A 14,033-nucleotide genomic window follows, 5' to 3' on the forward strand; every position below is an offset into this window, starting at 1 on the left:
GGCCGAGGGTTCCCGACTTGTCCGCCTTGTAGGCGGCTTTCCGGGCGGCGAGCGCATCGTTGTAGACCAGCCGGGCGCAGCCAAACGTACGGGCCAGCGCGATGCGCTGTCCCGGTGTCGGCTCGATCCGGAATGAGTACCGCAGATGCACGCAGTGAACCTCGCTGCCGCCACTGACAACGCCGTTCCGCCCAGAGGGCGAACCGGCTTTCCCTGCCCTGCTCCGCAGGGGTTTTGTTCTCCCCCGGCCGAAGCCGGGGTGTCCACGAAAGGATCCTGATGAACAGCTGGACCGGCCGTACTGTCCTGGTCACCGGCGCGGAGGGCTTCATCGGCTCGACGCTGGTGGACCTGCTGGTGGCGCGGGGTGCGCGGGTGCGCGCCTTCGTCCACTACAAGCCGTACGCGGAGAAGGGGCACTTGGCGCGCTACCTCGCCGACCCGGACGGTGCGGTGGAGATGTGGGCGGGTGACGTCCGTGACGCGGGCCGGGTCAGTGACGCGGTGGCCGGCTGCGACACCGTCTTCCATCTGGCGGCGCTGATCGGGATTCCGTACAGCTACGCCTCGCCGGGTGCGTACGTGCAGACGAACGTGACGGGCACGCAGAACGTGGCGGAGGCCTGCCGGCGGCACGGGGTGCGGCGGCTGGTGCACACCTCGACGAGCGAGGTCTACGGGACGGCGCTGACCGCCCCCATTTCCGAGAGCCACCCGCTGCAGCCGCAGTCCCCGTACTCGGCTTCGAAGATCGGCGCGGACATGATGGCGCTGTCCTTCCACCACGCGTTCGAGCTGCCGGTGGCGGTGGTGCGTCCGTTCAACACCTACGGGCCGCGGCAGTCGGCGCGCGCGGTGATCCCGACGATCCTGGCCCAGCTGCACGCCGGGTCGCGGGAGGTCCGCCTCGGATCGCTGACGCCGACCCGGGACTTCACGTACGTGACGGACACGGCGGAGGGCTTCCTGGCGGTGGCCGGGTGCGAGCGGGCGCTGGGTGAGGTGGTCAACCTCGGTACCGGTGAGGAGATCTCCGTCGGGGCGCTGGCGCAGGCCCTGGTGAAGGCTTCCGGGCGGGATGCGGAGGTGGTGGTGGACCCGGCGCGGCTGAGGCCGTCGGGCAGTGAGGTGCAGCGGCTGCTGTCGGACAACGCGCGGGCCCGGGACTGGGCGGGCTGGCGGCCTCGGGTCGGTCTGGAGGAGGGGTTGCGGCGGACCTCGGAGTGGATCGCGGCGAACCCTTCGCTGTTCGCGCCGGACCGTTACGCGGTCTGAGCCTCCCCCGTCGTCGGCGGCGGGGCTCCGGTGGGTCCGAACGGACCAGTCCGGCGCGCCGCCGTCGGGCTCCTGTCCCTAGCGTGGCGCTGTGGAGAGCTGATGCCCCAGCAGCTGCCGCCTGGCGGAACCTGATCGTGGCCACGGTCGGGTTCACCCTCACCTTCTGGGCCTGGGACCTGATCGCGCCGCTGGGCAGCGACTACCACGACCGGCTCGGCCTGACCTCGCTCCAGCAGTCGCTGCTGGTCGCGGTGCCAGTGCTGGTCGGCGCCCTCGGCCGGGTCCCGGTGGGTGCGCCCACCGACCGCTACGGGGCCCGGCGGATGTTCCCCCTGGTGTCCGCGCTCGCCGTGGTGCCGGTGGTGCTGCTGATTCCCGCCCGGGACTCCTACGTGGCGACGCTGGCGGTCGGTTTCCTGCTGGGGCTGGCGGGCACGACGTTCGCCATCGGTGTGCCGCTGGTCAACTCCTGGTTTCCGCCGGCGCGGCGCGGGTTCGCGCTCGGGGTGTTCGGCATGGGGATGGGCGGGGTGGCGCTCTCCGGCTACTTCACCCCGCGCATCGCGCAGCGCGGCGAGCACCTGCCGTTCGTGGTGGTGGCGGTCGCGGTGGCCGTGTACGCCGTGGTGGCGGCGCTGCTGATCCGGGACCGGCCGGACCGGCCCCTGCCGGCCGGTTCGCTCGGGTACCGGCTCGCCTCGGCCGGGCGGCTGGGGGTGACCTGGGAGTTGTCGGCGCTGTATGCGGTCGGGTTCGGCGGGATCGTCGCCTTCGGGGTCTACCTGCCGACGTATCTGAGGACCGGGTACGGGTTGACGCCGACGGATGCGGGTACCAAGGCGGCCGGGTTCGCCCTGTTGACCGTGGTCGCCCGTCCGTTCGGCGGCTGGCTGGCCGACCGTGTCCTCCCGCCGTGGTGACGGCGGGTGCCCTCGCCTTCGTGGCCCTCCTCGCCGTCGTCCAGGCGTTCGATCCGCCTCTGGATCCGGTCGGCACCGTGTGCCTGCTGTGCATCGCGGCCGGGCTCGGCACGGCCAGCGGCAGTGTGTTCGCCCTGGTGTCGCAGGTGACGCCGCAGCCGCAGGTCGGCAGCGTCACCGGCATCGTCGGTGCGGTCGGCGGCCTGGGCGGCTTCGTGGGCGCCCCTGGTCATGGGCGCCGTCCACAGCGCCAAGGGCTCCTACTCGATCGGGTTCATGCTGCTGTCCGATCTGGCCCTGGCGGGCTGCGTGTACGCGTACGTGCGGATGCGCACCGTACGGCCGTCCGCCGCCGGCGACATGGCCGGGGGCGGCGCCGGGGTCGGGGGCGTCAGGGTGGGCGGGTCGGGACCGGGGAGCCCGGTCCGGAGCGGCGGGGTCTGACGCCGGTACGCGCGGCGCACGATCGGCGGCGCACGGTCGTCGGCGCTGGTCGTGCGGCGGGAAAACCGCGGGCCGCGGTGGTGTGCCGGCCGTTACGATCGGCCCCTTCACCCGATCATGGCGGTCCGACGGAGGCACCGATGACACTGGCCCCTGCGCGGACGACACCGGCCGCCCATCCCGAGCGGCTGGAGCGGGGGCACCCGTTCCGGCAGTGGAAGACCTGGCGGATACCCGGTACCGAGTTCACCCTCACCGGCTATTCGCGGGCCAACGACAAGACGTTCTTCCACATCCCGGAGCTGCGGTGCGCGCTCGACGCCGGGCTGGCGGAGGGGCGGCAGCCGGAGACCGTCTTCCTCACCCATACCCACCACGACCACTCCAAGGACCTCGACTACCTGGCCGCCAGGGCCGACGGGGTCGACATCCACCTGCCGGCCGCGGCAGTGCCGTACGTGGAGTCGTTCCTGCGGGCGTCCGCCGAGCTGAACCACGGCGCCGCCTACGACCCTGCGCTCGCCGCGGGCTGCCGGCTGCACGGGGTGCGCGGCGGTGACGAGTTCGCCTTCGGGCGGCGCGGCCACCGTGTGCGGGTGGTGGAGTGCGTCCACAAGGTGCCGTGCGTGGGGTACGCGTTCTCCGAGCCGCGCAAGGCGCTGCTGCCCGAGTACGAGGAACTGCGGCGCGGCCTCGCGGAGCAGGGCCGGGGTGCGGAGTTCGGCCGGATCCTCGCCGAGCGCCGCAAGGAGGGCGTGGAGGTCGAACGGGAGGTGCTCAGGCCGCTGTTCGCGTTCCTCGGGGACACCCACGTGAGCGTCTTCGAGGACAATCCGTGGCTGTTGGAGTATCCGGTGGTCATCACCGAGTGCACGTTCCTCGACGACGCCGAGCTGGCGCGCGCCGACCGGGTCGGGCACACCGTGTGGAGCCGGCTGAAGCCGGTCGTCGAGGCCCACCCGGAGACCCTCTTCGTCCTCACCCATTTCAGCCTGCGCCATTCGGACCAGGACGTGCTCGACTTCTTCCGCGACGAGCGGCCCGCGAACGTGCTGCTGTGGGCGCATCCGGAGAGCCGGCTGCCGGAGCAGCACCAGCACGGCTGACGGACGGCGCGGCCCCCATCGGCTGTCGCCGGTGGGGGCCGCGCCGTCGTTCACAGGAGTTGCTCAGCACTCGCGCAGGCCCGGCGCGGGGTCGACGGAGGTGTGGACGTCGACGGCGGCGACGTTGCCCCACTGGCCGTTGTCCAACTGGGTCCAGTACCAGACGTTGTTGCCGCCGGCGTGCTGGTCGCCGCGGCCCCAGCACTGGAACCAACTGGGGCTGGTGTTCAACGGCCCGCGCACCGCGGAGTTGTAGCGGCGGTGCTCGTAGCCCTTGGCGCCGACCCGGTTGCCGCACCACAGCTTGCCGTCGGCGCGCACCCCGCATTCGGCGGCCGCGCTCCTGCCGGCGGCGGGCGCGGCCGCGGCGGGCCCGGTCACGGTGGCCGTGCCGGCCGCCAGTGCGGCGGCGGCGAGACCCAGGGCGATCTTGTTGCGTGCGGACATGGTTCCTCCTCGAAGAACCGGCTCTCTCGGGAGCCGGGTGATGGACGGGTGCTGTGTGGTGTGTGGTGTGCGTGTTCAGGGGCAGGTGCGTACGCCGTCCAGCCAGGCGGGGCCCTTGATGTAGATGTTGGTGATCCACGCCCCGTACTCGGGCAGGTAGGACCAGGCGTCGTTGGTGTAGCCCTCGGCGGTCACGGGTTCGGCGTGCTTCTGGCAGTCGATGCGCACCGTGGTGGGGCCGGGGAACTTGTGGACGCGCGGGCTGGTGGTGGACGGCTCCTTGTGGGTCCACACGTCCGTGCCCCAGGTGCTGAACGTGCCGGGTGCCTGCGCCGGCGGTGCGATGCGGACCGCTCCGGCGTAGTCGCCGCCCAGCCGTACGTCGCTGACGGTGATCCGGGTGCCCGATTCCCGGGCCTCGACCATCTTGCCCGCGCCCAGGTAGATCGCGATGTGGTGGACGGAGCCCCCCGAGCCCCAGGCCAGGAGGTCCCCCGGGAGCAGTGGTGCGGTCCCCTGCCCGGCGGTGAACCGCTGTTGCACCTGCGGTGAGTGGAACTGGTGGTAGGCGTTGCCGGTCAGCGGGTCGCCGCCGGCCGCGCGGTGGTAGGCGTAGCGGACCAGTCCCGAGCAGTCGAAGCCGAGGCGCTCGGGGTCGTGTGCGCTGTCGGGGTCGCTGGGGTCGACCTGGCCGTAGGTGGGGCCCGGTTGTGGTCCGTGGCCGCCGCCCCAGGTGTACCAGACGCCGATCTGTTCGCAGGCGGCTGCCACGGCCTTCTCGGCCACCGCGGAGGCGCCGGGGGCGAGTACTCGGCACTCCCCCGCCGCCGCCACCGCCGCTGTCTTCGGTGCCGCGGTGGTGGCGGCCGCGGTGGCGCTGTGGGCTCCTTCCCATGCGGTCAGGAGGGTGAGCGCCGTCGCCGCCGCCACCGCTGTCGTGCGCATCGCCATGTCCGGTCCCCCGTTTCCGCCGCGCGGTGTGCCGCGGGGCGTCGTACTCGTCGTGGTGTCCTGTCGTCGGGCACTTCGAGACTGTTCCCCGGCGGCCGTGTGTGTCGAGGAGGCGCGGGTCGCCCACTGCAACGGGAAACGGGAAACTTCGGGGAAACCCCTTCCCGCCTGGGCTTTTGAGCAGCCGTCAGCGGTGCTCCCGGAGGGGTGTCCGGGCCCGGCGCGGGGCGTGTGGTCCGCTTCCGGCGCGCCGGGTGGGCGTCGTACGCCGTCGCATGTCTGCGGGTTCACCGGAACCCGGGCGCGGCAAACCGCATCACCTTGAGGGGGTGGCCGGGGACCGGCCGCGGCGAGGTGCCGGCCGGCGTGTCCCCCGCCTTCGACTCGACCGGACCGGAGAATGCCGCGGATGAACTCATCGCCACTGCCGGGGCCCCTCGGCAGAGCGCTCCGCGCCGTGCGGTGGTATCCGCGCCGTGCGCCGCTGACCCTGGCCTTTGTCTGCCTGCTCCTGGCCGGCCACGCGTGGATCGGCCGGGTGTCCGCCGATCGGGCGGCCGCCGTGCTGGGGTACCTCAGCACCAACCTGGACAACCTGCGGGATCATCCGCTGCCGGCGCTGGTCGGCAGCGCGTTGTTCTTCGACGGGACGCTCACGGACGTCGCGTCGACGGACTTCGTGGGCACCCTGATCACCTTGGGTCTCGGGGTGTGCTGCTTCCTGGCGTGGGCGGAGTCGCGGTGGGGGAAGCGGCGCGCGGTGGCGGTGTTCCTCGGCGGGCATGTCGCGGCCACGCTGCTGACCGCCGCCGTCATCGGTGTCGGGCTGCGGTACGGCTGGTATCCGGCGGCGGTGCGGGGGTCCTTGGACTACGGGGTCAGTTACGGCGCGCAGACGGTGCTGGCGGTCGGCACGCTCGCCCTGCCGCGCCGGGGCCGCCTGCCCTGGGCGGTGTTCGTGCTCGCGTGGCCTCTGGGCGGGCTGGAGTGGAACGGGCCGCTGCCGGACTTCACCACGGTCGGCCATCTCCTGGCGGCGGTCCTCGGCTTCGGGCTGCTGGCCGTCCCGGCCTTCCGGCGCCGGCGGGTCCGCGCCGGCGGGCCGTCCTCCGCCGCCGCCGAAGCCGGGGCCGGGGCGGGAGCCGGTGCCAGTGCCGGAGCCGGAGCCGGGGCCGGGGCGCCTCCCTCGGTGTGAGTCCGCCGTCAGGCGGGGTGCACTGCCTGTTCGGCCCAGATGGCTTTGCCGCGGCGGGCGGGGCGCACGCCCCAGTTCTCGGTGAGCTGGGAGGTGATGAACAGGCCTCGGCCGCCTTCGTCGGTGTCGTCGGCGTGGCGTAGTTGGGGAGAGGTGCTGTTGTCGTCGATGACTTCGCAGGTCAGGGAGTACTCGGTGCGGATCAGGCGGAGTTGGAAGGGGGTGGAGGTGTACCGGACGGCGTTGGTGGCGAGTTCGCTGGCGATCAGGGCGGTGCTGTCCCCCAGGTGGTGCAGGCCCAGGCGGCGAGGGTGTGACGGACGGCGCTGCGTGCGTCGGCGATGGTGGAGGCGTCGTTGGGCCAGGTCCATGCCGCAGCCCGGTCGGGGCCGAGGAGGCGGGTGCGGGCGAGGAGCAGGACCACGTCGTGGTCGGTTTCGTGCGGGGCCATGGCGTAGTGGACGGCGTCGCAGCGGTCCTGCAGGGTGCCGGTGCCGGAGGCGAGGGCCTGGCCCAGCCGGCTCTGCTGTGCGGCCGTCGCGTCCTGTCCCGCGGTGTCCAGGATCCCGGTGTTGTAGAGGGCCAGGGTGGTTCCCTCGGGCAGTTGGAGTTCGGCGGCCTCGTACTGGCCGTTGCCGCGGCCGAGGATGGGGCCGGCGGGGATCTCGGCGAACGACACGGTGCCGTCGGGCCACAGGATGGCCGGCGGGGGGTGTCCGGAGCTGGCCGCGGTGCAGCGGCCGGTGACGGGGTCGTAGACGGCGTACAGGCAGCTGACGGGCCGGTGGGGCTCCTGTGGTGGGAGCTCGGCGCGGAAGCGGGCGGTCAGCGCGTGGAGTCGTTCGAGGACTTCGTCGGGGGGCAGGTCCATGGCCGACAGGGCGCTGAGGGCGACCCTCAGCTCTCCCACGCGCGCGGCGGACTGCAGGCCCGGTGCGGGGATGTCGCCCACCGCGAGCGCGACGCGGGCGCTGGAGAGCGGGATGACGTCGAACCAGTCGGCGCCGGGGCCGGTCGGGCGGTAGGTGTGGGCGGTGTCCACGGCGATGTGGGCGGCTACCTGGGGTGGGCGCAGGTCGAGCTGCAGGAGGCGGGCGATGGACCGTTCGCGGTTGTACAGGCGGGCGTTGTCCAGGCACAGCGCGGTCCGGGCGGCCAGGTCGGCGGCCAGGGCGAGGTCCTGCCTGTCGAACGGCTCGGGGGTGTGCCAGCGCAGGAAGACGGCCAGTCCGAGGACGACCCCGCGGGCGGCCAGCGGGACGAGGAGCAGCGAGTGCACGCCGCCTGCGAGGAACCGGCGTCGGCGTTCGGGTTCGCGTGCCAGCCACGCCGGGTCGTGCTGGATGTCGGTCACCAGGCGGGGTTGGAGATCGGCCAGGCAGGCGGTGTAGGGGGTGTTGCTGGCGAAGGCGCTGACTTCCCCCACCTGGTGGATCGCGATGTCCTGCCCGCCGGGCCGGGCGCTGTAGGCGGCTCGCCGTAGCGGCAGGTTGTCCAGGAGGGGGCCGGAGGGTGGGGCCTGACCGCGCAGCACCGAGTCCAGGACGTCCACGGCGACGCCGTCGGCGAGCGCGGGCACGGTCAGGTCGGCCAGTTCCTGCGCGGTGCGCAGGACGTCCAGGGTGGTGCCGATGGTGCCGGCCGCCTGGTGCAGCAGTGCCTGCCGGCTGCGGGCCCGGTGTTCTTCGGTGCCGTCGGTGGCTGCGGCGGCGACGCCCAGGACCCGGCCCTCGGCGTCCTGCAGGCGGTGCAGGTCGAGGGAGAGGATGTGCGGCCGGCGGGCGGGGCCGGCGGTGCGGCCTTGCAGGAGCACCCCGAGCTGGGGGGTGCCGGTCTTCAGGACCTGCCCGAGCACATCGCGCAGGCGGTCGGTTTCGGCGTCCGGGAGCAGGTCCCACAGGTAGCGTCCGGCCAGGCCCTGGCCGGGCGGGGCCTGGCCGGGCGGGGCCTGGCCGGGCGGGCGATGCGTGTCCTGCGCGGCCGTATTGGCGTACGTGACCCGCAGCTCGGTGTCCAGGAGGTACATCGGGGTCCGTGCCCGGGTGAACAGGGCGGTGAGCACGGCCTCGCCCAGGGGGCCTGCCCCGCTGTCCCACCGTCCCCATGCCATGTGTGTCGCTGCCCGTCCCTCGTCCGGGGATCTGGCGATCCGCTCCATGCCTGTCAGAGCCGCCCGGGGCCTCTCCTCCCCTCCCGGGCTCGGCGGCAGGGGTGAGCGCTTCCTCTCCCGATCATCATCCTGTTGTCGGGCCTGCGCCACCCGCCGGGGCTGCGCCACCCGCCGGGCCCGGTCATGTGGTCCAGATGTCCAGCAGTTGGTTCGCCGCGTGGAAATGGTCGGGCGAGTCCACGTTGCACACGACGGTGACGGCGGTGTTGCGGTCCGGGCTCACGATGAAGGTGCTGTGGAATCCCTCCCAGTCGCCCCGGTGGACCAGGGTCTTGTCGGGGAGGAGGAGGATTCCGGCCCCGTACCGCCCTTCGTCGATGCCGCGTGGGCGCAGGACGTCGCCGACGCTCACCGCGCCTTGCGTGATCCCGGTGAGCAGGTGCGGTCCGCCGGTGCGGTAGTTGTCGGCCTTTCTTTCCGCGCGGGCGTTCGGCGCTCACTTCGGGGTGATGGTGAACGGTTCCCACTTGAGGTCTGCCACGCAGCCGGTGTCGGGTGCGGTCGGGCGGGTGAGGAAGGACGCCAGCACCTTCTGGGCGCAGGGTGACTGCGGGACGGTCCAGTGCCCGATGCCGGGGATCTGCACGGTGCTCGATCGGGGCAGTGTGCGGGCGGTCTGCTGGGCCCAGCTCGGCCCGGTCTTCATGTCGAACGTTCCGTTGAGGAAGAGCGTCGGCACCGAGGCGGCGGGGGCCACCCGCTGCCGGGCGGTGCGGTCGGGGACGTTCCAGATGCGGCACACCTGTTCCTGGAAGGCGAGTTGGGGTGCCTGGGCCAGGACGGGGTCCGGCCAGTGGGGGAAGGCCCGGCGGCCGGCGTCCAGTACGTCGGACGCCGTGTGGTCCGGCACCCACTCGCTGCACACCACCGAGTTCGTCAGGCCGTGGGCGGTCTGGCCGGTGACCTGGACCGAGCCGGCGGCCCGGGCCCGGGCGAAGCGTTCCGGGTGTCCGCGGGCGAGTTCGTCGATCGCAGCCGGGACGTCTTTGAAGGGGATGGCCTTGGCGACCAGGAGGTTGACCAGCGCGCCGCCGTCGAGGACGACCTTCACCGGGGCTCCGCCCTGGGGCGGGCGGACGTTCAGTGTCAGCGGGTGGGCCTGCAGTTTGCGCACCTGCTCGTCCAGGGTGCGTTCGAGGTCGGGGTAGCGGCTGTTGCAGCGGGGCTCGGCCGCGCAGGCCTTGTAGAGGTTCGCGAGGCCTTCCTGGGCGCTTGCCCAGGCGAAGGGCAGGGAGACGGACTGCGCAGGGGCGATGGAGTCGAGCGCCACCGCGCGGATGCCCTGGGGGTGCAGGCGCAGGTAGGTCAGGGCGAGGTTGCTGCCGTAGGAGTGGCCGTAGACGTTCCACTGCTTGATGCCGAGTGCGGTGCGCAGGTCGGCGAAGTCGGCGGCGTTCTCGGTGCTGTTGTAGGCGCTGAGGTCGGTGCCTTCGGCCGTGAGGCGGTCCCGGCACTGCTTGGCCGCGTCGAGCATGAGGCGCTCGGTCTGTGGTGCGTAGGAGGGCAGCCCGACGGAGGTGGCGTAGAAGCGGTCCAGTTCCGGGCAGGCGAGGTCGGGGGTGTCGTAGAGGTTGCCGCGCTGGGCCATGACGATCAGGTCGCGGTCGCGGTTCAGGCCGGAGGAGACCAGGTAGGGGATGTCGTCGAAGGTCTCGCCGCCGGGGCCGCCCGACATGAACACCACGGGGTCCTGGGCGGGCTTCGGCGAGGTGGCGGGGATGACCGCCGCGGCCAGCCGGATGGTCCGGCCGCCGGGCCGGGTGCGGTTCTCGGGGACCTCCAGGTATCCGCAGCGGGCGGTGGCCAGGGCTTCGATCGGTTCGGGGGTGCTGGGGCAGGGGCCCGGTACGAAGCGGGCCCCTGCGGCCGGGGCGGGCCCGGTGGGGGCGGGGGTGGGGGGGGCGGGGGTGGGTGGTGCGGCGGCGGCCTGCGTGGGGCCGAGGGCCGTCAGGAGGGCGAGAACGGCCCCGGCGGCCTGCACCCCGGGCGGGAAGCGGTGCTGTGGCATGTGATCCCGTTCCTCTGCCGATGCCGATCGGCGGCTGCCCCGCCGGGCGGCGGCGTGGCGGTGTGGGCGGAACGCGCACCATCAACGCTACCGGGACGCGTGCGGTCCCGCTCAGGCGGGCGAGGGGGCCGGACGGGCCCTGCCGTGCGGTGGCTCTGACCATGGGCGGACTGCCGGCCGGACCGGAGGGGGACCGGCAGCCGCGGGCGGCCCACCGAGGCGACCCGGCTGCCACCTCGACCTGCGGGGGCGGCGTCCGCGTCACCCGCCCGGGAAGGACCCGCCCCGCCGTACGGAGGGTGGTGCGCCGCTCGTCGGAGCTCCGCCCTGTGGAGCGGGGCCCGGGCCCGGCTCTCGGTCAAGAACCCCTCGACGGCCGGGCCGAGGTCGTCGCACGTCGCTTTCCCGCACCCGGAACGGACCGCTGCTACGACGCGACGGCGCGCTTGCGTGCCCGGTAGGCGGCGGCCTTGATCTTGTTGCCGCAGGGGTCCATCCCGCACCACTCGCGGCGCGCTCCGCGGGAGCGGTCGACGTAGAACTGGGTGCACTCGGGGTTCGCGCACTCCTTGAGCAGGGGCACGTCCGGCCCGCTGAGGACGGTGACCGTGTCGCGGGCGACGTATGCCAGCGCCTGCTGGATCGTGGCCTCGATCCGGCGGCCGGTGGCCGTGAGCCGGAGGACGGGCGCCGGGCCGCGGGCGGCCTCGTTGACGAGGGCCAGTGCCTCCTCGTCGTAGCTCTCGCCGTCGATCCTCGCCCGGACCAGCCGGTAGATCGCCTCCCGCAGGACCAGCGCCTCGGCGAGGTCGGCCTCCTGGCAGTCGATTCCGCTCTCGGTGATGCCGCATTCGCTGAACCACAGCCCGAGGCTCTCCGGCGAGTCGAGCATCTCCCGGGTCTTGGGGCCGTAGCGCACGCGCAGCGTCCCCGCGAAGTCGAGTGCCGGTGTTCCGGCAGGAAACGCATGCCCCATATCACCAGTCTGACAGGTGACGTTAGGGCGTGCAAGGAGCATGGACTCGGTGGGCGGTCACCGGCCGGAGGGCGGCCCGCACGGGCTTCGGCACCGGGCGGGATACTTGTCCGATGGACGGTTTGAGGGCTTCCTGGGCCAACACGACGCACGACTGGGCCGCCACCGTCGATGCGGATCATCTGGCACACATCCGGTGCAGTCCCGCGGAGTTCGCTCCGGACGGCCCCTGGCACCTGGCCCTGGAGGTACTCGCCTATGCCGCCGACGAGGCGTCGGGCAGGGGCGGCGGAAGCTGCGCCGTCGCCCTCCATCCCGACGGCTCCCTGTCCGTCCGCGATGACGGACGGGGCACCGACACCCGGGTGGACGAGCACGGCCGGACGGTGAAGAAGCCGGTCATGGCCACGAAGGACCTGCGGTTCTTCGACGTCCCGCAGGCCGAGGTACTGCCCGACGGCCGTCCCCGGCGCGGCATGTCCGTGGTCGCGGCGCTCAGCGAGTGGCTCGTCCACACCAACCGCCGCCGGAGCGGGGCCTGGACCCAGCGCTACGAACGCGGCGTCCCCGTCACCGGCCTCGAGCCCGTCGAGGCCGACGGCACGACCGGCACGCTGGTCCGCTTCAGGCCGGACGAGTCGCTGGGGGCGGTGACCGCGCCGGCGGCCGTCGACCTTGCGCGCCTCGCCGCGGCCTGGCCGCATCTGGAGCTTCGGGTCGACGACCGGCGCGGGGGCTGACGGCTCCGCCGCCGGCCGGCCGCGAATCCTAGGCCCGCTTGGGGAGCTTCCAGTGGGGGCGGGGGAAGTGGCAGGTGTAGCCGTCGGGGTAGCGGGCGAGGTAGTCCTGGTGCTCCGGTTCGGCTTCCCAGAACTCGTCGGCGGGGACCACCTCGGTCACGACCGTTCCGGGCCACAGGCCGGACACCTCGACGTCGGCGATGGTCTCCTGGGCGATGTGCCGCTGCTCTTCGTCCAGGTAGAAGATGGCGGAGCGGTAGCTGGTGCCGATGTCGTTGCCCTGGCGGTTCTTCGTCGTCGGGTCGTGGATCTGGAAGAAGTACTCGAGGATGGTGCGGTAGTCGGTGGCGGCGGGGTCGAAGACGATCTCGATCGCCTCCGCGTGGGTGCCGTGGTCGCGGTAGGTGGGGTGGGGTGTGCCGCCGCCGCTGTATCCGACCCGTGTGCTCAGCACGCCGGGGAGTCTGCGGATGAGGTCCTGCATGCCCCAGAAGCAGCCGCCGGCCAGCCATGCCTTCTGCTCGGTCTTGCTCATGACGGGTTGTCCTTTCGTTGTCCTCCGAGGACGCCCATCAAGTATCACCTGTTGGAACGGTGACCTGATGGTCGCGACTTCGGGTGCCGCCTGTCAATGCGCGGCGGCCGTGGCGCCCGCCGCCCTGCGCCGCACCAGGCGGGGCGCAGGGCCGGCAGACGCGCTCATCGCGGACCTGGGGTACATCCAGCTCAACGGGCACAAGCGCAACGGCTGACACCGGCCGGCACCCCGCCCGGCGGAGGATTCCGGGGCGGCGCGAAGGAGTTGGTCCAGTCCCGCGGTGACATGCCGTACCGCTGGCGGAACACACGGCTGAAGTGGTTGGCGCTGACGAAGCCCCACCGGTGTGCGATGCAGGAGACGGTCCTGCTGCGTCCCGGTCGGGCCAGCTCCCGGGCGGCCTCTTCCAGGCGGCGCTCCCGGATCCAGTTGCCGACCGTCGTGGCGTCCTGCGAGAAGAGCCGGTGCAGGTAGCGGACGGACACGTGGTGTGCGGTGGCGATCGACCGTGGGGACAGGTCCGGGTCCGCCAGGTGCAGGCTGATGTGGGCACGGATACGCGCCATCAGGACCGCTGCTTCCGTCGTGGCGGTCCCGGCTGCGGGCCGGGTGCCGGCGGCGGCCCGCTCCGCGATGAGGGTGGCCAGCATCCCTGCGATGTGGCCGGCCATGCGGCCGCCGGCTTCGGCATCCAGGCCCGGTGCCGCTTCGGCGAAGGCGGCCAGGAAGCGGGAGACGACGGACCCCAGGCCCGGAGTGGCCCGGATGACACTGCCCAGCACGGCCGACAGGTCTGCCTGCGGGACGGCGAGCACGGCACACGGCAGCCGGAGCAGGTGCATCCGGGAGGGCTCGGGCAACTCCACGGCGAGTTCGCCGCCCGAGGGGAGCAGGGCCATGTCGCCCTGCGACAGGCGTATCCGGCTGCCGTTGCGGGACAGCAGCCCGCTACCCGAGGCCTGAACGGCCACGACGACGAACGGCCCGCCGATTTCGCTGTTCCGGCCGTCGCGGTGGGTCCGGTGCGGTGTGGCTTCGAGGGTGCGTATCCGAAGGTATCCGCAGTCGTCGATCGCGATCTCGTCGGCGAACAGCCCCGGCTCCGCCGCCCTGTCCGTCGCCCTGTCCGTCGCCCTGTCCGCCGCGCGGTCCGTCGCCCTGTCCGTCGCCCTGTCCGCCGTCGGCTGGTCCGCGGGGCGGGACCGTGTGCGGACCCGTTCGGTTTTTTGCGCTTGCATGCCCCGAGCGTGCCGAGGGAGG

At 72.9% G+C, this 14,033-nt stretch carries 13 protein-coding genes and 2 pseudogenes; 5 read left to right on the plus strand and 10 right to left on the minus strand.

The window, feature by feature from the left end; genetic code table 11:
* Window positions 1-28: 28 nt before the first annotated feature.
* Window positions 29-151 (minus strand): annotated as a pseudogene (locus OHA91_RS00315) (helix-turn-helix domain-containing protein); the annotation flags it as partial.
* A gap of 128 nt (window positions 152-279) precedes the next feature.
* Between OHA91_RS00315 and OHA91_RS00320 the strand changes: the two are divergent.
* The 3 genes and pseudogenes from OHA91_RS00320 (at window position 280) to OHA91_RS00330 (ending at window position 3,748) form a co-directional block, all read left to right on the plus strand.
* Window positions 280-1,275 (plus strand): SDR family NAD(P)-dependent oxidoreductase, encoded by a 996-nt coding sequence (locus OHA91_RS00320; protein ID WP_031154677.1) that lies wholly within the window; start codon window positions 280-282, stop codon window positions 1,273-1,275.
* A gap of 83 nt (window positions 1,276-1,358) precedes the next feature.
* Window positions 1,359-2,642, plus strand: a pseudogene (locus OHA91_RS00325) (MFS transporter).
* 140 nt (window positions 2,643-2,782) lie between these two features.
* Window positions 2,783-3,748, plus strand: a complete 966-nt coding sequence (locus OHA91_RS00330; RefSeq protein WP_328738241.1) for an MBL fold metallo-hydrolase — start codon at window positions 2,783-2,785, stop codon at window positions 3,746-3,748.
* Between the two features lie 63 nt (window positions 3,749-3,811).
* Here the strand turns inward: OHA91_RS00330 and OHA91_RS00335 are convergent, their stop codons facing one another.
* Together OHA91_RS00335 and OHA91_RS00340 are read right to left on the minus strand one after the other, a co-directional pair.
* Window positions 3,812-4,195 carry a hypothetical protein gene (locus tag OHA91_RS00335; protein ID WP_031154682.1) on the minus strand — a complete coding sequence of 128 codons (384 nt, stop codon included), beginning with the start codon at window positions 4,193-4,195 and terminating at the stop codon, window positions 3,812-3,814.
* A 75-nt stretch (window positions 4,196-4,270) separates the two neighbouring features.
* Window positions 4,271-5,146 carry a C40 family peptidase gene (locus tag OHA91_RS00340; protein WP_031154684.1) on the minus strand — a complete coding sequence of 292 codons (876 nt, stop codon included), beginning with the start codon at window positions 5,144-5,146 and terminating at the stop codon, window positions 4,271-4,273.
* Between the two features lie 409 nt (window positions 5,147-5,555).
* Between OHA91_RS00340 and OHA91_RS00345 the strand changes: the two genes are divergently transcribed.
* Window positions 5,556-6,341 (plus strand): rhomboid-like protein, encoded by a 786-nt coding sequence (locus tag OHA91_RS00345; protein ID WP_328738242.1) that lies wholly within the window; start codon window positions 5,556-5,558, stop codon window positions 6,339-6,341.
* Between the two features lie 8 nt (window positions 6,342-6,349).
* Here the strand turns inward: OHA91_RS00345 and OHA91_RS00350 are convergent, their stop codons facing one another.
* From OHA91_RS00350 to OHA91_RS00370, 5 genes are all read right to left on the minus strand, one after another.
* The gene (locus OHA91_RS00350) at window positions 6,350-6,712 is read right to left on the minus strand and encodes an ATP-binding protein (RefSeq protein WP_328738243.1); all 363 of its coding nucleotides are present in this window, start codon (window positions 6,710-6,712) and stop codon (window positions 6,350-6,352) included.
* Window positions 6,607-8,451, minus strand: a complete 1,845-nt coding sequence (locus OHA91_RS00355) for a SpoIIE family protein phosphatase (RefSeq protein ID WP_328738244.1) — start codon at window positions 8,449-8,451, stop codon at window positions 6,607-6,609. The genes OHA91_RS00350 and OHA91_RS00355 overlap by 106 nt, the downstream gene beginning before the upstream one ends.
* Window positions 8,452-8,632: 181 nt before the next feature.
* Window positions 8,633-8,863 (minus strand): serine hydrolase, encoded by a 231-nt coding sequence (locus OHA91_RS00360; protein ID WP_031154691.1) that lies wholly within the window; start codon window positions 8,861-8,863, stop codon window positions 8,633-8,635.
* 84 nt (window positions 8,864-8,947) lie between these two features.
* Window positions 8,948-10,519: an alpha/beta fold hydrolase gene (locus tag OHA91_RS00365; protein WP_328738245.1), complete on the minus strand. Its 1,572-nt coding sequence runs from the start codon at window positions 10,517-10,519 to the stop codon at window positions 8,948-8,950.
* A 427-nt stretch (window positions 10,520-10,946) separates the two neighbouring features.
* Window positions 10,947-11,495, minus strand: a complete 549-nt coding sequence (locus OHA91_RS00370) for a CGNR zinc finger domain-containing protein (RefSeq protein ID WP_328738246.1) — start codon at window positions 11,493-11,495, stop codon at window positions 10,947-10,949.
* A gap of 113 nt (window positions 11,496-11,608) precedes the next feature.
* Here OHA91_RS00370 and OHA91_RS00375 point away from each other — a divergent pair, with 113 nt between their 5' ends.
* Window positions 11,609-12,235: an ATP-binding protein gene (locus OHA91_RS00375; RefSeq protein ID WP_328738247.1), complete on the plus strand. Its 627-nt coding sequence runs from the start codon at window positions 11,609-11,611 to the stop codon at window positions 12,233-12,235.
* Window positions 12,236-12,263: 28 nt separating this feature from the next.
* Here the strand turns inward: OHA91_RS00375 and msrA are convergent, their stop codons facing one another.
* Window positions 12,264-12,770, minus strand: coding sequence for a peptide-methionine (S)-S-oxide reductase MsrA (gene msrA / locus OHA91_RS00380; protein ID WP_031154698.1), 507 nt, complete (start codon window positions 12,768-12,770; stop codon window positions 12,264-12,266).
* Between the two features lie 191 nt (window positions 12,771-12,961).
* On the minus strand, window positions 12,962-14,011 hold the full coding sequence (locus OHA91_RS00385) for a helix-turn-helix domain-containing protein (protein ID WP_328738248.1): 1,050 nt from the start codon (window positions 14,009-14,011) through the stop codon (window positions 12,962-12,964).
* Window positions 14,012-14,033 lie beyond the last annotated feature (22 nt).

It is taken from the genome of Streptomyces erythrochromogenes (genome assembly GCF_036170895.1).
GTDB lineage: Bacteria > Actinomycetota > Actinomycetes > Streptomycetales > Streptomycetaceae > Streptomyces > Streptomyces erythrochromogenes.

Bases quoted from the DNA above. Each gene is read 5' to 3' on its own strand.
- OHA91_RS00320 (WP_031154677.1), top strand. From the start codon at position 280: ATGAACAGCTGGACCGGCCGTACTGTCCTGGTCACCGGCGCGGAGGGC.
- OHA91_RS00330 (WP_328738241.1), top strand. From the start codon at position 2,783: ATGACACTGGCCCCTGCGCGGACGACACCGGCCGCCCATCCCGAGCGG.
- OHA91_RS00335 (WP_031154682.1), bottom strand. From the start codon at position 4,195: ATGTCCGCACGCAACAAGATCGCCCTGGGTCTCGCCGCCGCCGCACTG.
- OHA91_RS00340 (WP_031154684.1), bottom strand. From the start codon at position 5,146: ATGGCGATGCGCACGACAGCGGTGGCGGCGGCGACGGCGCTCACCCTC.
- OHA91_RS00345 (WP_328738242.1), top strand. From the start codon at position 5,556: ATGAACTCATCGCCACTGCCGGGGCCCCTCGGCAGAGCGCTCCGCGCC.
- OHA91_RS00350 (WP_328738243.1), bottom strand. From the start codon at position 6,712: ATGGACCTGGCCCAACGACGCCTCCACCATCGCCGACGCACGCAGCGC.
- OHA91_RS00355 (WP_328738244.1), bottom strand. From the start codon at position 8,451: ATGGCATGGGGACGGTGGGACAGCGGGGCAGGCCCCCTGGGCGAGGCC.
- OHA91_RS00365 (WP_328738245.1), bottom strand. From the start codon at position 10,519: ATGCCACAGCACCGCTTCCCGCCCGGGGTGCAGGCCGCCGGGGCCGTT.
- OHA91_RS00370 (WP_328738246.1), bottom strand. From the start codon at position 11,495: ATGGGGCATGCGTTTCCTGCCGGAACACCGGCACTCGACTTCGCGGGG.
- OHA91_RS00375 (WP_328738247.1), top strand. From the start codon at position 11,609: ATGGACGGTTTGAGGGCTTCCTGGGCCAACACGACGCACGACTGGGCC.
- msrA (WP_031154698.1), bottom strand. From the start codon at position 12,770: ATGAGCAAGACCGAGCAGAAGGCATGGCTGGCCGGCGGCTGCTTCTGG.
- OHA91_RS00385 (WP_328738248.1), bottom strand. From the start codon at position 14,011: ATGCAAGCGCAAAAAACCGAACGGGTCCGCACACGGTCCCGCCCCGCG.